This is a genomic window from Amylibacter sp. IMCC11727 (assembly GCF_029854195.1).
In the GTDB taxonomy this organism is placed as follows: domain Bacteria; phylum Pseudomonadota; class Alphaproteobacteria; order Rhodobacterales; family Rhodobacteraceae; genus Amylibacter.
On sequence record NZ_CP122960.1, the window covers coordinates 479,668 to 495,929 of the forward strand.

General features: G+C 55.3%; 14 protein-coding genes. 10 read left to right on the forward strand and 4 right to left on the reverse strand.

Translation table 11 applies throughout. The annotated features are described in order from the left end of the window. The first annotated feature begins 2 nt into the window (after positions 1-2). The 3 genes from QBD29_RS02500 to QBD29_RS02510 are packed head-to-tail and all read left to right on the forward strand — an operon-like array spanning position 3 to position 3,258. Entirely contained in the window at positions 3-1,007 is a 1,005-nt protein-coding gene (locus QBD29_RS02500; protein ID WP_280099753.1) for an ABC transporter ATP-binding protein, read from the forward strand. Next, on the forward strand, positions 1,004-1,777 hold the full coding sequence (locus QBD29_RS02505; protein WP_280099754.1) for an L-iditol 2-dehydrogenase: 774 nt from the start codon (positions 1,004-1,006) through the stop codon (positions 1,775-1,777). Before QBD29_RS02500 ends, QBD29_RS02505 begins: the two co-directional genes overlap by 4 nt. Further along, on the forward strand, positions 1,765-3,258 hold the full coding sequence (locus tag QBD29_RS02510) for a mannitol dehydrogenase family protein (RefSeq protein WP_280099755.1): 1,494 nt from the start codon (positions 1,765-1,767) through the stop codon (positions 3,256-3,258). Before QBD29_RS02505 ends, QBD29_RS02510 begins: the two co-directional genes overlap by 13 nt. A 58-nt stretch (positions 3,259-3,316) precedes the next feature. Here the strand turns inward: QBD29_RS02510 and QBD29_RS02515 are convergent, their stop codons facing one another. Then, a complete protein-coding gene (locus QBD29_RS02515) occupies positions 3,317-3,865 on the reverse strand; it encodes a thioredoxin family protein (protein ID WP_280099756.1) in 549 nt (182 codons plus the stop codon). Between the two features lie 124 nt (positions 3,866-3,989). Between QBD29_RS02515 and QBD29_RS02520 the strand changes: the two genes are divergently transcribed. The 7 genes from QBD29_RS02520 (at position 3,990) to QBD29_RS02550 (ending at position 13,762) form a co-directional block, all read left to right on the forward strand. Next, positions 3,990-4,889: a LysR family transcriptional regulator gene (locus QBD29_RS02520; protein WP_280099757.1), complete on the forward strand. Its 900-nt coding sequence runs from the start codon at positions 3,990-3,992 to the stop codon at positions 4,887-4,889. Between the two features lie 94 nt (positions 4,890-4,983). Then, the gene (locus tag QBD29_RS02525) at positions 4,984-7,068 is read left to right on the forward strand and encodes a hydantoinase/oxoprolinase family protein (protein WP_280099758.1); all 2,085 of its coding nucleotides are present in this window, start codon (positions 4,984-4,986) and stop codon (positions 7,066-7,068) included. Positions 7,069-7,071: 3 nt separating this feature from the next. Then, complete coding sequence (locus tag QBD29_RS02530; RefSeq protein ID WP_280099759.1) at positions 7,072-8,781, forward strand: hydantoinase B/oxoprolinase family protein; 1,710 nt, start codon at positions 7,072-7,074, stop codon at positions 8,779-8,781. After that, a complete protein-coding gene (locus QBD29_RS02535; protein WP_280099760.1) occupies positions 8,781-10,004 on the forward strand; it encodes an FAD-binding oxidoreductase in 1,224 nt (407 codons plus the stop codon). The genes QBD29_RS02530 and QBD29_RS02535 overlap by 1 nt, the downstream gene beginning before the upstream one ends. Then, on the forward strand, positions 10,004-10,780 hold the full coding sequence (locus QBD29_RS02540; protein WP_280099761.1) for an HpcH/HpaI aldolase/citrate lyase family protein: 777 nt from the start codon (positions 10,004-10,006) through the stop codon (positions 10,778-10,780). Before QBD29_RS02535 ends, QBD29_RS02540 begins: the two co-directional genes overlap by 1 nt. Positions 10,781-10,784: 4 nt before the next feature. Further along, positions 10,785-11,621 carry an NAD(P)-dependent oxidoreductase gene (locus QBD29_RS02545; RefSeq protein ID WP_280101020.1) on the forward strand — a complete coding sequence of 279 codons (837 nt, stop codon included), beginning with the start codon at positions 10,785-10,787 and terminating at the stop codon, positions 11,619-11,621. A 95-nt stretch (positions 11,622-11,716) separates the two neighbouring features. Then, on the forward strand, positions 11,717-13,762 hold the full coding sequence (locus QBD29_RS02550) for an NADH:flavin oxidoreductase (RefSeq protein ID WP_280099762.1): 2,046 nt from the start codon (positions 11,717-11,719) through the stop codon (positions 13,760-13,762). On the opposite strand, the gene QBD29_RS02555 is transcribed toward QBD29_RS02550, so the two are convergent. From QBD29_RS02555 to QBD29_RS02565, 3 genes are read right to left on the reverse strand one after another with little or no spacing between them, the layout of a single operon-like run. Then, the gene (locus QBD29_RS02555) at positions 13,759-14,157 is read right to left on the reverse strand and encodes a rhodanese-like domain-containing protein (RefSeq protein ID WP_280099763.1); all 399 of its coding nucleotides are present in this window, start codon (positions 14,155-14,157) and stop codon (positions 13,759-13,761) included. The two genes, QBD29_RS02550 and QBD29_RS02555, sit on opposite strands and share 4 nt — an antisense overlap. 10 nt (positions 14,158-14,167) lie before the next feature. Beyond that, positions 14,168-15,337: a 4-hydroxybenzoate 3-monooxygenase gene (gene pobA / locus QBD29_RS02560; protein ID WP_280099764.1), complete on the reverse strand. Its 1,170-nt coding sequence runs from the start codon at positions 15,335-15,337 to the stop codon at positions 14,168-14,170. A 50-nt stretch (positions 15,338-15,387) separates the two neighbouring features. Beyond that, the gene (locus QBD29_RS02565) at positions 15,388-16,236 is read right to left on the reverse strand and encodes a DMT family transporter (protein WP_280099765.1); all 849 of its coding nucleotides are present in this window, start codon (positions 16,234-16,236) and stop codon (positions 15,388-15,390) included. Positions 16,237-16,262: the final 26 nt, after the last annotated feature.

Sequence of the window (16,262 nt, forward strand, 5' to 3'; positions counted from 1 at the left end):
TCATGGGACAAATTACGCTCGAACAAGTGACCAAGAGTTTTGGTGACACCGAAGTGATCCCACCATTGGATCTGACAATTGAGGATGGTGAATTTGCCGTGTTTGTTGGCCCATCGGGGTGTGGTAAGTCCACGCTTTTGCGTCTGATTGCGGGATTGGAAGACTGCACGTCTGGGCGTGTGTTGATTGATGGTGAAGATGTCACGCAGGTTTCGCCGTCCAAGCGCGGGTTGTCGATGGTGTTTCAGACATATGCGCTGTATCCGCATATGACCGTGCGCAAGAACATTGCCTTTCCTATGCGGATGGCTGGACTGAGCGAAGACGAGCAGAACAAGCGTATTGAGGCGGCGGCGAAATCGTTGAACCTGACAGATTATCTGGACCGCAAGCCAGGGCAATTGTCTGGGGGGCAGCGTCAGCGTGTGGCCATTGGCCGTGCCATTGTTCGTGATCCGTCTGCGTTTTTGTTTGATGAACCGTTGTCCAACCTTGATGCCGCGTTGCGCGTTGGGATGCGTTTGGAAATCACCGAAATGCACGAGCGTATGAAGACCACGATGATCTATGTGACGCATGATCAGGTCGAAGCGATGACCATGGCGAACAAGATTGTTGTGTTGCAGGCGGGTGTTATTGAACAGGTTGGCAGCCCGCTGGAATTGTACCACCGCCCGCGCAACAAGTTTGTGGCTGGATTTATTGGCAGCCCAAAGATGAACCTGATCGAAGGTGCAGAGTCCGCGAAACACGATGCGCACACCATTGGCATTCGTCCAGAACATGTGCAGGTGTCAAACACTGAAGGTTTGTGGGAAGGCCGTGTCGGGGTTGCAGAACACCTTGGGTCTGACACGTTTATTCATGTTCATGGGATTGATGGCTGTGATCCGATGACCGTGCGGGCCGCAGGCGATGTGACGTTTAAGCATGGCGACAAAATTTATCTGACGCCTGACGTGACGCAGATTCACAAATTTGATGCGGCTGGCCTGAGGATTGAGTGATGCAGCTGGCTGGTAAAACTGCACTGATTACGGGGGCTGCGCGCGGGATCGGGCGGGCTTTTGCCGAAGCGTATGTTCGCGAAGGTGCGTCCGTTGCCATTGCCGATATCGACATGGCGAGAGCCACAACAACGGCGGCGGAGTTGGGGGGCAGCGCGGTCGCCGTTCAAATGGATGTGACGGATCAAGCCAGCATTGATGCAGGGGTCAGCGCGGTTATTGATGCGTTTGGCCATATCGATATTCTGATAAACAATGCTGCGATTTTCACGGCAGCGCCGATTGTTGAAATAGAACGTGCTGCGTATCAAAAGGTGTTCGATATCAATGTGTCTGGCACGTTGTTCACCCTGCAAGCGGTGGCCAAACATATGGTGGAGCGTGGTCAGGGCGGTAAGATCATCAACATGGCCAGTCAGGCCGGACGGCGCGGTGAACCGTTGGTGGCGGTGTATTGTGCCACCAAAGCGGCCGTTATCAGCCTAACGCAATCCGCTGGTTTGGATTTGATCAAGCATGGCATAAACGTTAACGCGATTTCCCCTGGGGTTGTGGATGGGGAACACTGGGACGGCGTAGACGCATTTTTCGCGAGATACGAAAACAAAGAGCCAGGGCAGAAGAAACGTGAAGTTGGCGAAGGTGTGCCGTTTGGGCGAATGGGGCGGCCCGAGGATCTGACAGGTATGGCCGTATTTTTGGCAAGTGATGCGGCGGATTATGTCGTTGCGCAAACTTACAATGTGGATGGTGGACAATGGATGAGCTGATCTCTCTTTCGAATGCAACGCTTGATCAATTGTCGATCGAACGTCCCCAGTATGACCGCGAAGCGCTGACGGCTGGTATTGTTCACATCGGCATTGGGAACTTTCATCGGGCGCATCAAGCATGGTATTTGCACCGTTTGATGCAGGCAGGCGCGGCGCATGATTGGGCGATTATCGGTGCAGGTGTGCGCCCTTATGATGCGGCCATGCGTGAAAAACTGTTGGCGCAAGATTGTTTGACGACCCTGATCGAGCTGGACCCGCAGGCTGTGTCTGCTGAGGTTGTTGGTTCTATGATCGATTATTTGCCGATTGAAGCGGATAACGGGGCGTTGATCCAGAAAATGGCTGATCCTGCCATTCGGATTGTGGCCATGACCGTGACCGAGAGCGGATATTATATTGATCCTGTGACCAAAGGGTTTGACGGTGCGCATGGGGATATTCGCCATGATGCGACGCATCCTGATACGCCGCGCACGGCTTTTGGTGCGATTGTCAAAGCGTTGCGCCTACGCCGTGCTGAGGGGCATGGTGCGTTTACCTGCCTGAGTTGCGATAACCTGCAAGGAAACGGCGATGTCCTGCGCCAGACCGTCGTGTGTTTGGCCCGTGCATCTGATCCTGACTTGGCTGATTGGATTGATGCAAATGCCAGTTTTCCCAATTCTATGGTGGATTGCATTGCCCCTGCCACTGGCCCCAAAGAGCTGGCGTTGGCGGCAGATTTTGGGATCAAAGATACGGTTGTCGTCACGCATGAATCGTTTCGCCAGTGGGTGATCGAAGACGATTTTTGTGCAGGCCGCCCCGATTGGGACAAGGTTGGTGCAACGTTTTCGGATGATGTGCATGGGTTTGAAACCATGAAAATTCGTATCCTGAATGCAGGGCATCAGGTGATTGCGAATGTGGGCGATATTCTGGGGCTTGAAACCATTGCAGAGTGCATGGCGCATCCCGCCATTTTAGCATTTTTTGGCAAGGTTCAACGGGCCGAGATTGCCCCAACGGTGCATGCGGTTCCGGGTAAGACACCTGCGGAATATGTGGACCTGATTGAAACGCGTTTTTCCAATCCGCGCATCATAGACACCACGCGCCGTGTGGCGTTTGACGGATCAGCCCGTCATCCAGGGTTTGTTTTGCCGATTTTACGGGACCAGTTGGCGGCGGGGCGTTCGGTTGAGGGACTTGCGCTGGTCGAGGCGCTGTGGGCGCGGATGTGTGAAGGAACGCGCGAAAATGGTTCGGTGATAGCGCCCAACGATCCGATTTGGGATGATCTGCAAAGGGCGGCAGTGGCGGCGAAGGATCGCCCAGCGGCGTGGCTGGAGCAAAAGAACATCTATGGCGATCTGGCGCAGGCGCAGCCTTTTGCGGATGCGTTCAACAGATGGTTGTCCGTGATTTGGGCCTATGGTTGCGAAGATGCCTTGGCCAAATACGCCGAAGAAATGCGCATTGAAACGGTGGCTTAAACCCGCGTTTCAGGTGTTAGAAATTGCGAAAATGGCCCTGCCATGCGCGATTTGATCCTTAGCGTGACCATTTGATCGAACAGCCCATGGACGGCGTTTGCTGTTTCGGGCCGTGGCCCGTTTTGGCAACCATGCGCATAGCATTCAACAGTTCTGGGGTCGTGGCGTTGGGCTGGCCCATGGTGCCATCGTCCAGACGCCCGCGATATTGCAGGCCGCCGTCTGCGTTAAACCCAAAAAAGTCAGGCGTGCAGACCGCGCCGTATGCTTTGCCGACGGATTGGTCTTCGTCTACGAGATAGGGGAATTCCCAGCCATATTCGGCGGCGGTTTTCAGCATGTTTTCCGGGCTGTCTGCGGCGTAGTCGCGGTAGTCGTTGGACATTACAGCCAACACATTTACGCCCTCGGACATTAGGGTTTTGGTGTCTGCTGCGAGGCGATGACCGATGGTTTTCACATAGGGGCAGTGGTTGCAGATGAACATTACCAAGAGTCCGTTGTCGCCAAGGTGATCGGACATGGTGAAGGCATTGCCGTTTGGATCGGACAGGGTGAAGTTGGGCGCTGGCCAGCCGAAATCGCAGATAGGTGTGTCGAGAAGCATGGGATTGATCCTTTGTGTTATGCTGAATTTAGGGTGTTTGCCTGTGCAAGAAAAGGATTAGGATTTTTGATTGTCGGCCGTGATGTGTATAGGTTGGGCGGATCACGAGGGAAGGCCGTATTAGATGATTGGGAATGTGTTTAATCTGAAACAGCTGGAGGCGCTTGTTTGGGTGGCGGACCTTGGCACGTTTCGCAAAGCGGCGGCGCATTTGAACACGACGCAGCCGAATATTTCGTCGCGGATTGCAGGATTGGAATCTGCGCTGGGGGTGGTGTTGATGCAGCGCGATGCTGGGTCTGTGCGGATGACGGCGAAGGGGGAAGATATCCTGTTGGAAGCGCGCAAGATATTGCGACAGGCGGAAGGGTTGTTGGCGGTGGCGGAGCGGCCCGATTTGATTGAGGATCGGTTGCGGTTGGGTGTGACGGAGCTGGTGGCGTCCACTTGGGTGCATACCTATTTGCGGCGGCTGAAGGATATGTATCCATCCGTGAGCGTGGAGTTGACGGTAAATCTGTCACGCGATCTGGATCGGGATTTGGCGGCCCGCACGTTGGATTTGACAATCCAAACAGCCCCCTTTGCCAGCAAGGCGAGCGGGGTGATTGAGCTGGGCACGTTCGATTATGTCTGGGTCGGAACGGCAGAGGTTTTGGACGGGTTAAAGGGGCGGGTGCGCGTGGCGGATTTGATCCCGCGGTCGATCCTGACCCATGCTCGCAATACGCAGGCTTACGCCGAATTGGTGGACTATGCCGAGGCGCGAAACCTGCCAACCACGCGCTTTGTGCCGAGCAACAGCATGGCGTCCTGTGTGCAGATGGCGATCAATGGGTTGGGGGTTGCGTTGTTGCCACGTTCTCTGGTGCAGCCCGATTTGGATGCTGGCCGATTGCAAGACGTGAGCGTTGATTGGACACCCGCGCCATTGCGATTTGCAGCGCGGTATCAAGCGGAGCGGGTGGCAGGGTATGTGGCCCATTCGGCGCAATTGGCGGCGGATGTTTTGGCTGAGCTATAGAATCAATATTTTTTATCACATATATATTTATAAATAATTTGAAGCTATTCCACGGAACCGTCAAAATACCCCCAATCATACAAAGGTGAGTCTGATGGCGAAGAAGTCTGTTCGGTTGGGTGTGGATATCGGTGGCACGTTTACGGATGTGGTTCTGGAATCGGGTGGTGAGAGTTTTTCCACCAAGGTTTTGACCACCTACATCGCGCCTGAAAATGCGATCATTGATGGGATGCAGCAGGTTTGCGCGAAGGCAGGGATTGCGCCATCTGACATCGGGCAGATCATTCACGGAACCACGCTGGCCACGAATGCGTTGATTGAACGGCGTGGGGCCAAGACGGCGCTGATTACAACAAACGGGTTTCGCGATGTGATTGAAATGCGCACCGAGAGCCGATTTGAGCAGTATGATTTGAACCTAAACTTGCCAGAGCCGTTGCTGCCACGCCAGATGCGCTATACCGTGACGGAACGTGTGGATGCGACGGGTGCTGTGTTGATCCCGCTGGATCGGGCCGAGGTCGAAGCGGTTGTGGATCGGGTTGCGGCGGCTGGGTATGACAGCGTTGCGATTGGTTTGATCCATTCGTATTTGAACGATGCGCACGAGCAGATGGTGGCCGAGGTTGTGGCCGAAAAAATGCCAGATGCGATGATTTCGATTTCATCTGAAGTGTCGCCGCAGATGCGCGAATATGAGCGGTTCAATACCGTGGTGGCGAACGCCTATATCAAGCCGCTGATGAAATCTTATCTTGGGCGTCTGGAAGGACGGTTGCGGGACGAAGGTGTGGATTGCAACATCTTCCTAATGCATTCGGGCGGAGGGATCATTTCCATCGAAAGCGCGGCGGATTTCCCTGTGCGATTGGTGGAATCAGGTCCTGCGGGCGGTGCGGTTTTCGCGGCGAATATCGCGGCGCGCTATGGGCTGGATAAAGTGTTGTCGTTTGACATGGGCGGGACCACGGCGAAGATTTGTTTGATCAAGGATCAAACACCCAAGACGAGCCGAGTGTTCGAAGTGGCGCGGACCTATCGGTTTAAGAAGGGATCGGGGATGCCGATTTCCATTCCCGTGATTGATATGGTCGAAATTGGCGCGGGCGGTGGATCGCTGGCGCATGTGGATTCGATGCGGCAAATTCGTGTGGGACCAGAGAGCGCGGGATCGGAACCTGGGCCAGCCTGTTATGGGCGCGGTGGGGATAAACCCGCGGTAACGGATGCGGATTTGTATTTGGGGAAATTGGATGCCGACAACTTTGCGGGTGGGTCGATTCAGTTGCTTAGGGACCAGTCTGAGGCCGCGCTGAAGACGGTTTTGGGTGAGCCGCTTGATATGGATGCACGCACGGCGGCGTTTGGATTGGCGGAGGTTGTGGATGAAAACATGGCGAACGCGGCGCGGGTTCATGCGGTCGAAAACGGTGAAGACCTGTCCGAATACACAATGATTGCCTTTGGCGGTGCGGCGCCGCTGCATGCGGGGCGGCTGTGTGAAAAGCTGGGTGTGGAACGGTTGTTGGTTCCCCCTGGTGCGGGTGTTGGGTCTGCCATTGGATTTCTGCGCGCGCCGTTTTCGTTTGAGGCGAACCGTTCCGTTTACATGAAGTTGTCAGATTTTGACGCGCCGCGCATTCAGACGCTGTTGTCTGAATTACAGGCCGAGGCGACGGGTTTTGTGCGTAACTGTGATGCAGAGGCGGAGATCCTGTCAGAGTTTAAGGTTTACATGCGCTACACAGGGCAGGGTTGGGAAATTCCGATTGTGCTGACGCAGGAGCAAGCGATGAATCCTGATGCGGCCACGTTTGAGCGGCTGTTTGAAGAGGATTATACGAAGCTGTTTGGACGCACTGTGACGGGGCTGGATATTGAAATCACGGTTTGGTCGGTGAATGCAACAACGCCGCCTGAAGTGGTTGAGCCTGTGGCACAGAATGAGGCTGGCAAGTCTGCGGTGATGAACGGCAAGCGGTCGTTCTTTGATCCAGCCGAAGATCGGATGGTGCATTGTTACAAATACGATCGGACGAAGTTGAAGGTCGGTGGCTTTATCAAAGGCCCCGGTGTCGTGTTCGAAGACGAAACCACGATCATCATTCCAAGCAGCCGAAATGCGGTCCGTCAGCCTGATGGGTGCATTGACGTCACATTGAAAGCGGAGGGTTAAGCCATGGCGCAACAAAGTTCAGCCGTTGCCTATCAGGTAATGTGGAACCGTCTGATTTCTGTGGTCGAAGAACAGGCGCAGGCGTTGGTGCGTACGGCGTTTTCGACGTCTGTGCGTGAGGCGGGCGATTTGTCTGCTGGGGTCTATGACACGCATGGCAACATGTTGGCGCAGGCGGTGACCGGCACGCCCGGCCACGTGAACGCCATGGCGGATGCAGTGGCGCATTTCATTCGGCGCATTGGGCGACAGAACATCATGGAAGGGGATGTGTATATCACCAATGACCCGTGGGAGGGCACGGGGCATTTGCACGATATCACCATGGTGACGCCTTCGTTTCATAAGGGCGTATTGGTCGGGTTTTTCGCCTGTACCGCGCATATTGTGGATATTGGTGGGCGTGGCTTTGGGGCCGATGCGCACAGTGTCTATGAAGAGGGATTGTATATTCCAATCATGAAGTTCGCGGCTCAAGGTGATGTGGATGAAACGCTGGTGCGGATCATTCGGGGCAACGTGCGTGAGCCTGATCAGTTGATCGGGGATATCTATGCGTTGGCCACTTGTAACGAGATTGGGCATCGCCGTTTGATCGACATGATGAGCGAGTTTGATCTGGATGATCTGGACGGGATTGCAGAATTCATTTTGGAAAACTCCCGCCGTGCCACCATTGAACGGATTGCGGCGCTGCCACAGGAATCCGCCACGGGGGAGCTGACAGTGGATGGGTTTGATACGCCGATCACGTTGAAGGTGAAAGTGTCCGTGAAGGGGGATCGGATTGTATCCGATTTCACGGGGTCGTCTGGGCTGGATAAGAAGGGGATCAACTGTCCGTTGGTTTATGCCAAGGCCTATGCCTGTTACGCGCTAAAGGTGGCGATTGCGCCTGAGATTCCGAACAATGCGGCGAGCCTTGCGCCGTTTGAAATTGAAGCGCCTGAGAACACGATTGTGAACGCGCTGCATCCTGCACCCGTGGCATTGCGCCATATCGTGGGGCATTTTGTGCCTGACGCGGTGTTCAATGCGTTTGATAAAATTGTACCTGGGTTGGTCCCTGCAGAGGGGGCTGGGTGTTTGTGCAATTTCCAAGTCTCGTTGCGGCCACGCACCGATGCGCCCGCGCCAAATGATGCGGTGCGTTCCGAAGTGCTGACGTTCAATTCGGGCGGGTCTGGTGCGCGTCCTGAACATGATGGGCTGAACGCGACGGCGTTTCCATCAGGTGTGATGACCATGCCTGTGGAAGCAACCGAACATGCGGGGCCTGTGATCATTTGGCGCAAAGAATTGCGTCCAGATAGCGGGGGTGCGGGGCAACGCCGTGGGGGACTTGGCCAGTTTATGGAAGTGGGCGCGCGCGAAGGGCATGAGTTTGACATTCAGGCCATGTTTGATCGCGTGGATCATCCTGCGCAGGGCCGCCGTGGCGGTGGTGTGGGTGCGCCAACGACGATTGCCCAAGATGACGGGACCCAAATGAACGGTAAGGGCAAACAGTTTGTGCCCCATGGGCGCAAAGTTATGATGGCGTTTCCAGGGGGTGCGGGATACGGCGATGCCGCTGATCGGGACCCAGACATGGTGAAACGGGATTTGGCGCGGGGATATATTTCTGCGCAAGTTGCAGCCGAGGATTACGGTCTGTCGGCAACGGATATTGAAGCGGTCGAGGCCGCGATTGCATCTGGGGAGGATGTGTAATGGCGGGTCAAACGCAAGCACCGAAGCAAACGAAATACGATGTGGTGATCGTCGGCGGAGCGATCATGGGGTCATCGACCGCGTGGTTCCTGAGCGACAATAAAGATTTCAACGGATCGGTTTTGGTCGTTGATCGTGATCTTACGTTTGAGGCCTGTTCGACAGCGCATACGAACAGCTGTATGCGGCAGCAGTTTTCGTCTGACCTGAACGTGCGGATCAGCCAATTTGCGGCGGATTTTGTAAAGAATATTCGCACCTATATGGGGGGGGATGAGCGGGTTCCAGAACTGAGCATTCGCAACTTTGGCTATATGTATTTTGCGGACAACGAAGGCTTTGCTGATGTGTTGCGCGAGAGCCAAGCGGTGCAGGTTGCGGCGGGTGCGGGCACTGAAATCCTGAACGCGGCAGAGATTAAGAAACGCTATCCGTTTTATCAGGTGGATGACATTGTGGCGGGGTCAATCAACACGGTTGATGAGGGGTTCTGGGATGGAGCCGCCGTGTTTGATTGGTGGAACCGCCAGTCACGCGAGCGCGGTGTGGAATATGTTGAAAACGAAGTGGTTGCGATCACCAAAAACGCGGGCGGAACGCAAGTTGAGAGCATTACACTGAAATCGGGTGAGGTGATTGCCTGTGGTCAGTTGGTCAATGCTTCTGGTCCGCGTGCGGTGGAAACGGCGCGTATGGCTGGGGTGGAATTGCCCGTAGAACCGCGCAAACGATACACGTGGATTTTCAAGGCGGATCAGCCGCTCGATCAAGACCTGCCGCTGACGATTGATCCGTCTGGTGTGCACGTGCGTGAAAACGGTGGTGGCACGTATCAGGCAGGTGGGCATGACTATGAAAAGCCCGATTTGGCGGTTGGGTATGATGATTATCAGATGGATTATTCCCTGTGGGAAACCCAGATTTGGCCCATCGTTGCGACTCGTATTCCCCAGTTTGAGGCAGTGAAGATCACCGCAGAATGGGCGGGGCATTACGCGATGAACACGTTTGATCATAACGCGATTATGGGGCCGCACACGAAGGTTGAGAATTTTATCAGCCTGAGCGGATTTTCTGGGCATGGGTTGCAGCAATCCCCCGCGATGGGGCGTGGCACGGCGGAGTGGCTGACCTATGGCGAATATCGCACGTTGGATTTGACGCCGTTCAATTATGCGCGGATTCCAGAAAACCGTCCGATCATTGAAAAGGCGGTCATTTGATGAAATTGGAACGCAATCCGTTTGAGGCGGCGCTGAAGGCTGGGGAAAAACAACTGGGGCTGTGGATCAGCCTGTGCAGTGGGATTGGGGCCGAGGTGACGGCGGGGTCTGGGTTTGACTGGGCGCTGATCGACATGGAGCATTCGCCGAATGATTATCATTCGGTTTTGGCACAGTTGCAGGTGTTTGCCAGTTACGGCACGACGGCGATTGTGCGGCCTGATTGGAACGATACGGTTGCTGTGAAACGGCTGATGGATTTGGGTGTGCAGGGGTTGCTGTTCCCGATGATCCAGAGCGTTGAAGAGGCGGAGAAGGCTGTGGCAGCCACGCGGTATCCGCCCCTTGGGGTGCGGGGTGTTTCGGGAAATACGCGCGCGAATAAGTTTGGGCGCGTGTCCGATTATGTGGCGCGTGTGGACGCGGAAACCACGGTGATTTTGCAACTGGAAACCGCAAGCGCGGTTGCGCAAGCCGAGGCGATTGGGACGGTGGACGGTGTGTCTGGTGTGTTCTTTGGTCCTGCGGATATTGCGGCGGATATTGGGCTTGTCGGGAAGCCAATGGACCCTGCCGTCTGGGATTTGATCAAGCCAGCGGCGCAAAAGCTGATGGCCAAGGGCGTGCCTGTTGGAACGCTGGTGATGGACCCTGATTTTGCAGCAGAGTTGTTGAACGAGGGATTTACCTTTGTGGCCTGTGGATCGGACACGGGATTATTGGCTAAGGCGTCAGATACGCTATTGTCGACGGTAAAGAATAAACTGGAAGGATGAGATGATGAAGAAGATTGTACTGACAGGGGCCGCTGGGCGGTTGGGATCGTATCTGCGCGAACCGCTGAGCAAGATGTGTGATCAATTGGTGTCCACGGATATTAAGGACGACATCGGCAAGACGTATGACGGTGAGACATACATTCAGGGCGATCTGGCCAGCATGGATGACATGGTGAAGGTCATGGAAGGGGCTGAGATGGTCGTTCACATGGGTGCGTTTGTGGATGAAGGGCCGTTTGAACAGTTGTTGGGGCCGAACTTTGTCGGGTCTTACAACGTTTGGGAAGCGGGGTACAAAGCGGGTGTGCGGCGGATCGTTTACGGGTCGTCCATCCACGCGGTTGGCATGTATCCAAAGAACGAGTTTATCGGCACGGATGTACCGCATCGCCCTGATACGTTTTACGGTTTGGCGAAATGCTTTACCGAGGATTTGGGCCGCATGTATTGGGAAAAACGCGGGATGGAGAGCGTGCATATGCGTATCCTGTCCTGTGCGCAGCCAAACAATGCGCGCGCGCTGGGATCATATCTTTCGTACGATGATCTGATCCAGTTGGTGACACGTTGCATTGATACGCCTGTCACGGGGTTCGCGATTGTGTACGGTGTGTCGAACAACGACCGTGTGCCTGTTGATAACGCGAATGCGTCTTTCCTTGGCTATCGCCCGAAGGATAACGCAGAAGATGTGGCGGCAGAGGTTTTGGCGAATGAGCCCCAGATGGACCCACATGATCCGAACCACATGTGTCACGGTGGGCCGTTCGCGGGTGTCAGCCTTGGCAACAGTGGCTTGGCTGGCATGAATGTAATTCAGGACGCAAAAGAAACATGACACCGTCTTTGTAAAGGGCGGTGTATCGCCCTTTACAAGTGACATTTCGACAGTCTTAATCCCTTCTAAGCCGTGTGTCTTGGGAGGGATTTTTCATGTCCAGTGATCCGTTATTGCAGCCGTTTCAGCTGAAGCATTTGACGTTGAAAAACCGGATTATGACGACAAGCCATGAACCCGCGTATCCCGAGGACGGGATGCCCAAGGAGCGGTATATCGCGTATCATGCGATGCGGGCCAAGGCGGGCGTTGCCTTGGCGATGACGGCTGGATCGGCGGCGGTGAGCCGTGACAGCCCGCCCGTGTTCAACAATATTCTGGCGTACCGAGATGAGGTTGTGCCGTGGATCAAACGGTTGACCGATGGTCTGCACGAACATGGCTGTGCGGCGATGATCCAGTTGACTCATCTGGGGCGGCGTACGGGATGGGACAAAGGCGATTGGCTGCCTGCGGTCAGTTCGACTCATGACCGTGAACCAGCGCATCGGCGGTTTTCCAAGCTGGCCGAAGAGTGGGATATTCCGCGCATTATTTCCGATTTTGCCGATGCTGCCGAGCGGATGAAAGCGGGCGGCATGGACGGTGTGGAGATTATGAACCACGGGCATTTGCTGGATCAGTTCTGCTCGCCCCTGAGCAATCAATTGGACGGGCCTTATGGTAACGGGTCGCTGGAAGATCGCATTCGCCTAACCATGGATGTGTTGCGTGCAGTCCGCGCGCGTGTGGGTGATGATTTTGTGGTTGGCATTCGCATGGGGGCCGATGAAGCAGAGGCGGGGGGTGTCACGCCCGAAGAAGGTGTCAAGATTGCCGAACACCTGAAGGCGAGCGGGTTACTGGATTATTTCAATGTAAACCGTGGGCGCATTCATACTGACCCTGCGATGACAGATATGATCCCTATTCAGGGCATGCCTTCGGCGCCGCATTTGGATTTGGCGGGGTCTATTCGGGCGGCGACGGGAATGCCTGTGTTTCATGCGGCGCGTATTCCTGATGTGGCAACGGCGCGGTATGCGGTGCAAAGCGGGCAGTTGGATATGGTAGGCATGACGCGGGCGCATATGGCGGATCCGCTGATTGTGCAAAAGATCATGGCAGGGCGCGAAGATGATATTCGGCCCTGTGTTGGGGCGACCTATTGTTTGGATCGCATTTATGGGGCGGGAGAGGCGCTGTGTATTCACAACGCGGCCACGGGGCGTGAATTGACCATGCCCCATGAAATTCCCCCTGCCAAAAAGGCAAAGAAAGTGGTGATTATCGGGGCAGGTCCTGCGGGGTTAGAGGCCGCGCGGGTGGCTGCTGAACGGGGGCACAGCGTGACGGTGTTTGAAGCACAGCCCGATGCGGGTGGGCAGGTGTGTTTAACCGCGTTGAACAAACGCCGTGTCGAGATGATTTCCATCATTGATTGGCGCATGGCGCAATGTGCGGCGCGGGATGTGGAGTTTCGGTTCAACACTTGGGCTGATGTGGAGGATGTGACAGCGCTTGCGCCTGATGTGGTGATTGTGGCGACCGGCGGTTTGCCCAATATCGAGCTGTTTGAAACAGGCCAAGACGCGCCCCATGTGGTGAGCGCGTGGGACATTATTTCGGGGGATGTGAAACCTGCCGAGCATGTTTTGATTTACGATGAAAGCGGCGATCATCCTGCGTTGATGGCGGCAGAAACGGCGGCGGAATCTGGAGCCAAGGTGGAGGTGATGACGCCAGATCGCACCTTCGCGCCAGATGTGATGGCGATGAATTTGGTGCCGTATATGCGCAGCCTGCAAGACAAGGATGTGACCTTCACGGTGACGCGGCGTTTGACAGGTGTGGAGCGGGACGGGAATAAGCTGACCGCGCTTGTGGGGACGGATTACAGCGATTTGGTGACGCGCCAGTCATATGACCAGATCGTTGTGAATTACGGTACGATGCCAAATGCGGATTTGTATTTTGACCTTGTGGCGCAGAGCAGCAATTTGGGCGAGGTGGATTACGATGCGTTGATCGCAGGGCAGCCCCAAACAGTTGATCGCAATCCAGATGGGGCGTTTCAGTTGTTTCGGATTGGGGATGCGGTCGCAGCGCGCAATACGCACGCCGCGATTTACGATGGGCTGCGGTTTATGAAGGACGTTTAGGCAACGTCTTCCACTGGTCCGCCTGCTTTTTGCCACGCGCCAAAGCCGCCTTCGATGTGGGCGACGGGCTGTAGCCCCATGTCTTGGGCCAGTTGTGCAGACAGGGCCGAACGCCATGCGCTGGCGCAGTAGAACACGTATTTCTTGTCCTGATTAAAGATGTCTTTGTGGTAGGGGCTGTCGGGATCAATCCAAAATTCCAGCATCCCGCGTGGGCAGGAAAACGCGCCTGGGATTTTACCGCTGCGTTGCAATTCGCGGATATCGCGCAGATCGACGATCACTGTGTCATCGCGACCAACCAGATCGAAAGCGTCTGTTGTGGGGATGATTTCCACTTTTGTGTTGGCCTCTGCGACCATGTCTTTGACGTGTTTGGTGATGTTTTGTGCCATGGGTTTGTTCCTAATAGGGTAGACCGACGTAGTTTTCAGCGAGATTGGTTTGTGCGGCTTGTGAGGTTTCGAGGTGGGACAGCTCTGCCTCTTGGATGGCTTGATCAAAGGGGGATTGATCAGGGTAGCTGTGCATCATTGTGGTGAACCACCAGCTGAACCGAATGGCGTTCCACACCCGTTTCAGCGCGGTTTGTGAATAGGTGGCCAAGCCGCCGTTTTCCCCGTGATTGTAATGCTGATCCAAAGCAGTGAACAGGTAATGCACGTCTGATACGGCGAGGTTGAGCCCTTTGGCCCCTGTGGGTGGCACGATGTGGGCGGCATCCCCAACCAGATACAGGCGACCCCATTGCATGGGTTCGGCCACGAAAGAGCGCAGAGGAGCGATGGATTTTTCGATGCTGGGGCCTGTGATGATGCTGTCTGCGGCATCGGTTGGAATGCGGCGGCGCAATTCATCCCAAAAGGCATCGTCGGACCAGTGTTCGATTTTGTCGGTGACGGGGGCTTGGATGTAATATCGGCTGAGGTTGGCATTGCGCATAGAACACAGGGCAAAGCCCCGTTCGTGGTTGGCATAAATCAGTTCATGGCTGACGGGCGGTGTTTCGGACAGAACGCCGAGCCAGCCAAAGGGATACACCCGTTCAAATTCGCGCAGCACGTTTGCGGGGATGGATTTGCGGCTGACGCCGTGAAATCCGTCACACCCTGCGATGTAATCGCATTGGATGGTTTTGGTTGTGCCGTCTTGGTCAAAGGAAACCGAAGGCGTGTCTGTGTCCAATCCGATAGGGGTGACGTTTTCGACGTTGTGCAGGAGTGTTGCGCCTGCATCTGTGCGAGCGGCGTAGAGATCGGCGGTGACTTCGGTTTGGCCATAGACCATGACCTTTTTACCGATCAGTGCATTGAAATCTATGCGAAAGCCACGGTTTTTGGCGGATAGAAATGTGCCCGTGTGTTCAAAGCCTTCGGCGTTCATGCGCGTGCCAACACCCGCTTTGCGCAGCATATCAACCGTGCCCCATTCCAGCACGCCCGCGCGGATACGGCCCAGCACATGGTCACGGGATTGGCGTTCCAGAATGATCGAGGAAATGCCAACGGTGTGGAGCAGTTGGGACAGCAAAAGGCCAGAGGGGCCACCGCCTATGATGCAAACTTGGGTGCGCATTTAGTCACTTGCGTAAATTCGTTTAATGCACTGTGACCCAGCCTGCGCGGTTAATCAATTTCTTGTTTTGCCAATTGGCGTTCGCGGTACATCGTGAACAGACCTGCGGCAAGGATCACCAGCATTCCGAACACGGTCCAGAAATCGGGGATATCGCCAAACAGCAACCAGCCGAGTGCGATGGCCCAAATCATCACGGTGTAGCGAAACGACGATACGACAGCGACATCGCCAATGCGCATGGTGGCAACGGCGCAGTAATATCCGACCATCAGAAACACCGCTGCAATGGCGAGCGAGGCGATTTCAAAGCTGCTGGGTGTTTGCCAGTTTTGGGTGACCAAAACACCAATGCCGCCAGTGACCATAATTGCGACCGAGGCGACAAAGGCGACGAGTAGGGATGGGATGGACGGGCTGAGCTGGCGGGCGGCCAGATCGCGTAGGGTGACACAGGCAACAGCCACAAGCCCCAGCAGGGAATAGGCGTTAAACCCTGCAAGACCAGGGCGCACGATAATCATCACGCCCACAAACCCGATGATAATGGCCGCGATGCGTTTGCGCCCGATGGGTTCGTTCAGGAACAGCGCGGCGGCAAAGGCGATGGACAGGGGCAGGGCTTGAAGGATGGCGGTGATGTTAGCAAGGGGCAGGTTAAACAGTGCCGTCAGGAACGCCATGGTTGCGCAAATTTCGGCCAAGGAACGAATGCTAATCAGCTTTGCGTCACGCAGTTTTGGCATGTGCGCAAAGGCCCCGAAGGCATAGGCGAACAGCCCCATTAAGCTGACTGCGAATATTCCACGGATAAAGATGGCTTGGAACAGGCCAAGGTCTGCGCCGCCGTATTTCATCGCGGCATCGTTGAGCGTAAATCCTGCCATTGATGCGGTCATCAAGGCGGCCCCGTGCATGTTTGGGG

Coding starts and splice junctions, on each gene's coding strand:
- QBD29_RS02550 (WP_280099762.1), top strand. CDS start 11,717: ATGTCCAGTGATCCGTTATTGCAGCCGTTTCAGCTGAAGCATTTGACG.
- QBD29_RS02565 (WP_280099765.1), bottom strand. CDS start 16,236: ATGACCGCATCAATGGCAGGATTTACGCTCAACGATGCCGCGATGAAA.
- QBD29_RS02540 (WP_280099761.1), top strand. CDS start 10,004: ATGAAATTGGAACGCAATCCGTTTGAGGCGGCGCTGAAGGCTGGGGAA.
- QBD29_RS02515 (WP_280099756.1), bottom strand. CDS start 3,865: ATGCTTCTCGACACACCTATCTGCGATTTCGGCTGGCCAGCGCCCAAC.
- pobA (WP_280099764.1), bottom strand. CDS start 15,337: ATGCGCACCCAAGTTTGCATCATAGGCGGTGGCCCCTCTGGCCTTTTG.
- QBD29_RS02520 (WP_280099757.1), top strand. CDS start 3,990: ATGATTGGGAATGTGTTTAATCTGAAACAGCTGGAGGCGCTTGTTTGG.
- QBD29_RS02530 (WP_280099759.1), top strand. CDS start 7,072: ATGGCGCAACAAAGTTCAGCCGTTGCCTATCAGGTAATGTGGAACCGT.
- QBD29_RS02525 (WP_280099758.1), top strand. CDS start 4,984: ATGGCGAAGAAGTCTGTTCGGTTGGGTGTGGATATCGGTGGCACGTTT.
- QBD29_RS02545 (WP_280101020.1), top strand. CDS start 10,785: ATGAAGAAGATTGTACTGACAGGGGCCGCTGGGCGGTTGGGATCGTAT.
- QBD29_RS02510 (WP_280099755.1), top strand. CDS start 1,765: ATGGATGAGCTGATCTCTCTTTCGAATGCAACGCTTGATCAATTGTCG.
- QBD29_RS02500 (WP_280099753.1), top strand. CDS start 3: ATGGGACAAATTACGCTCGAACAAGTGACCAAGAGTTTTGGTGACACC.
- QBD29_RS02535 (WP_280099760.1), top strand. CDS start 8,781: ATGGCGGGTCAAACGCAAGCACCGAAGCAAACGAAATACGATGTGGTG.
- QBD29_RS02555 (WP_280099763.1), bottom strand. CDS start 14,157: ATGGCACAAAACATCACCAAACACGTCAAAGACATGGTCGCAGAGGCC.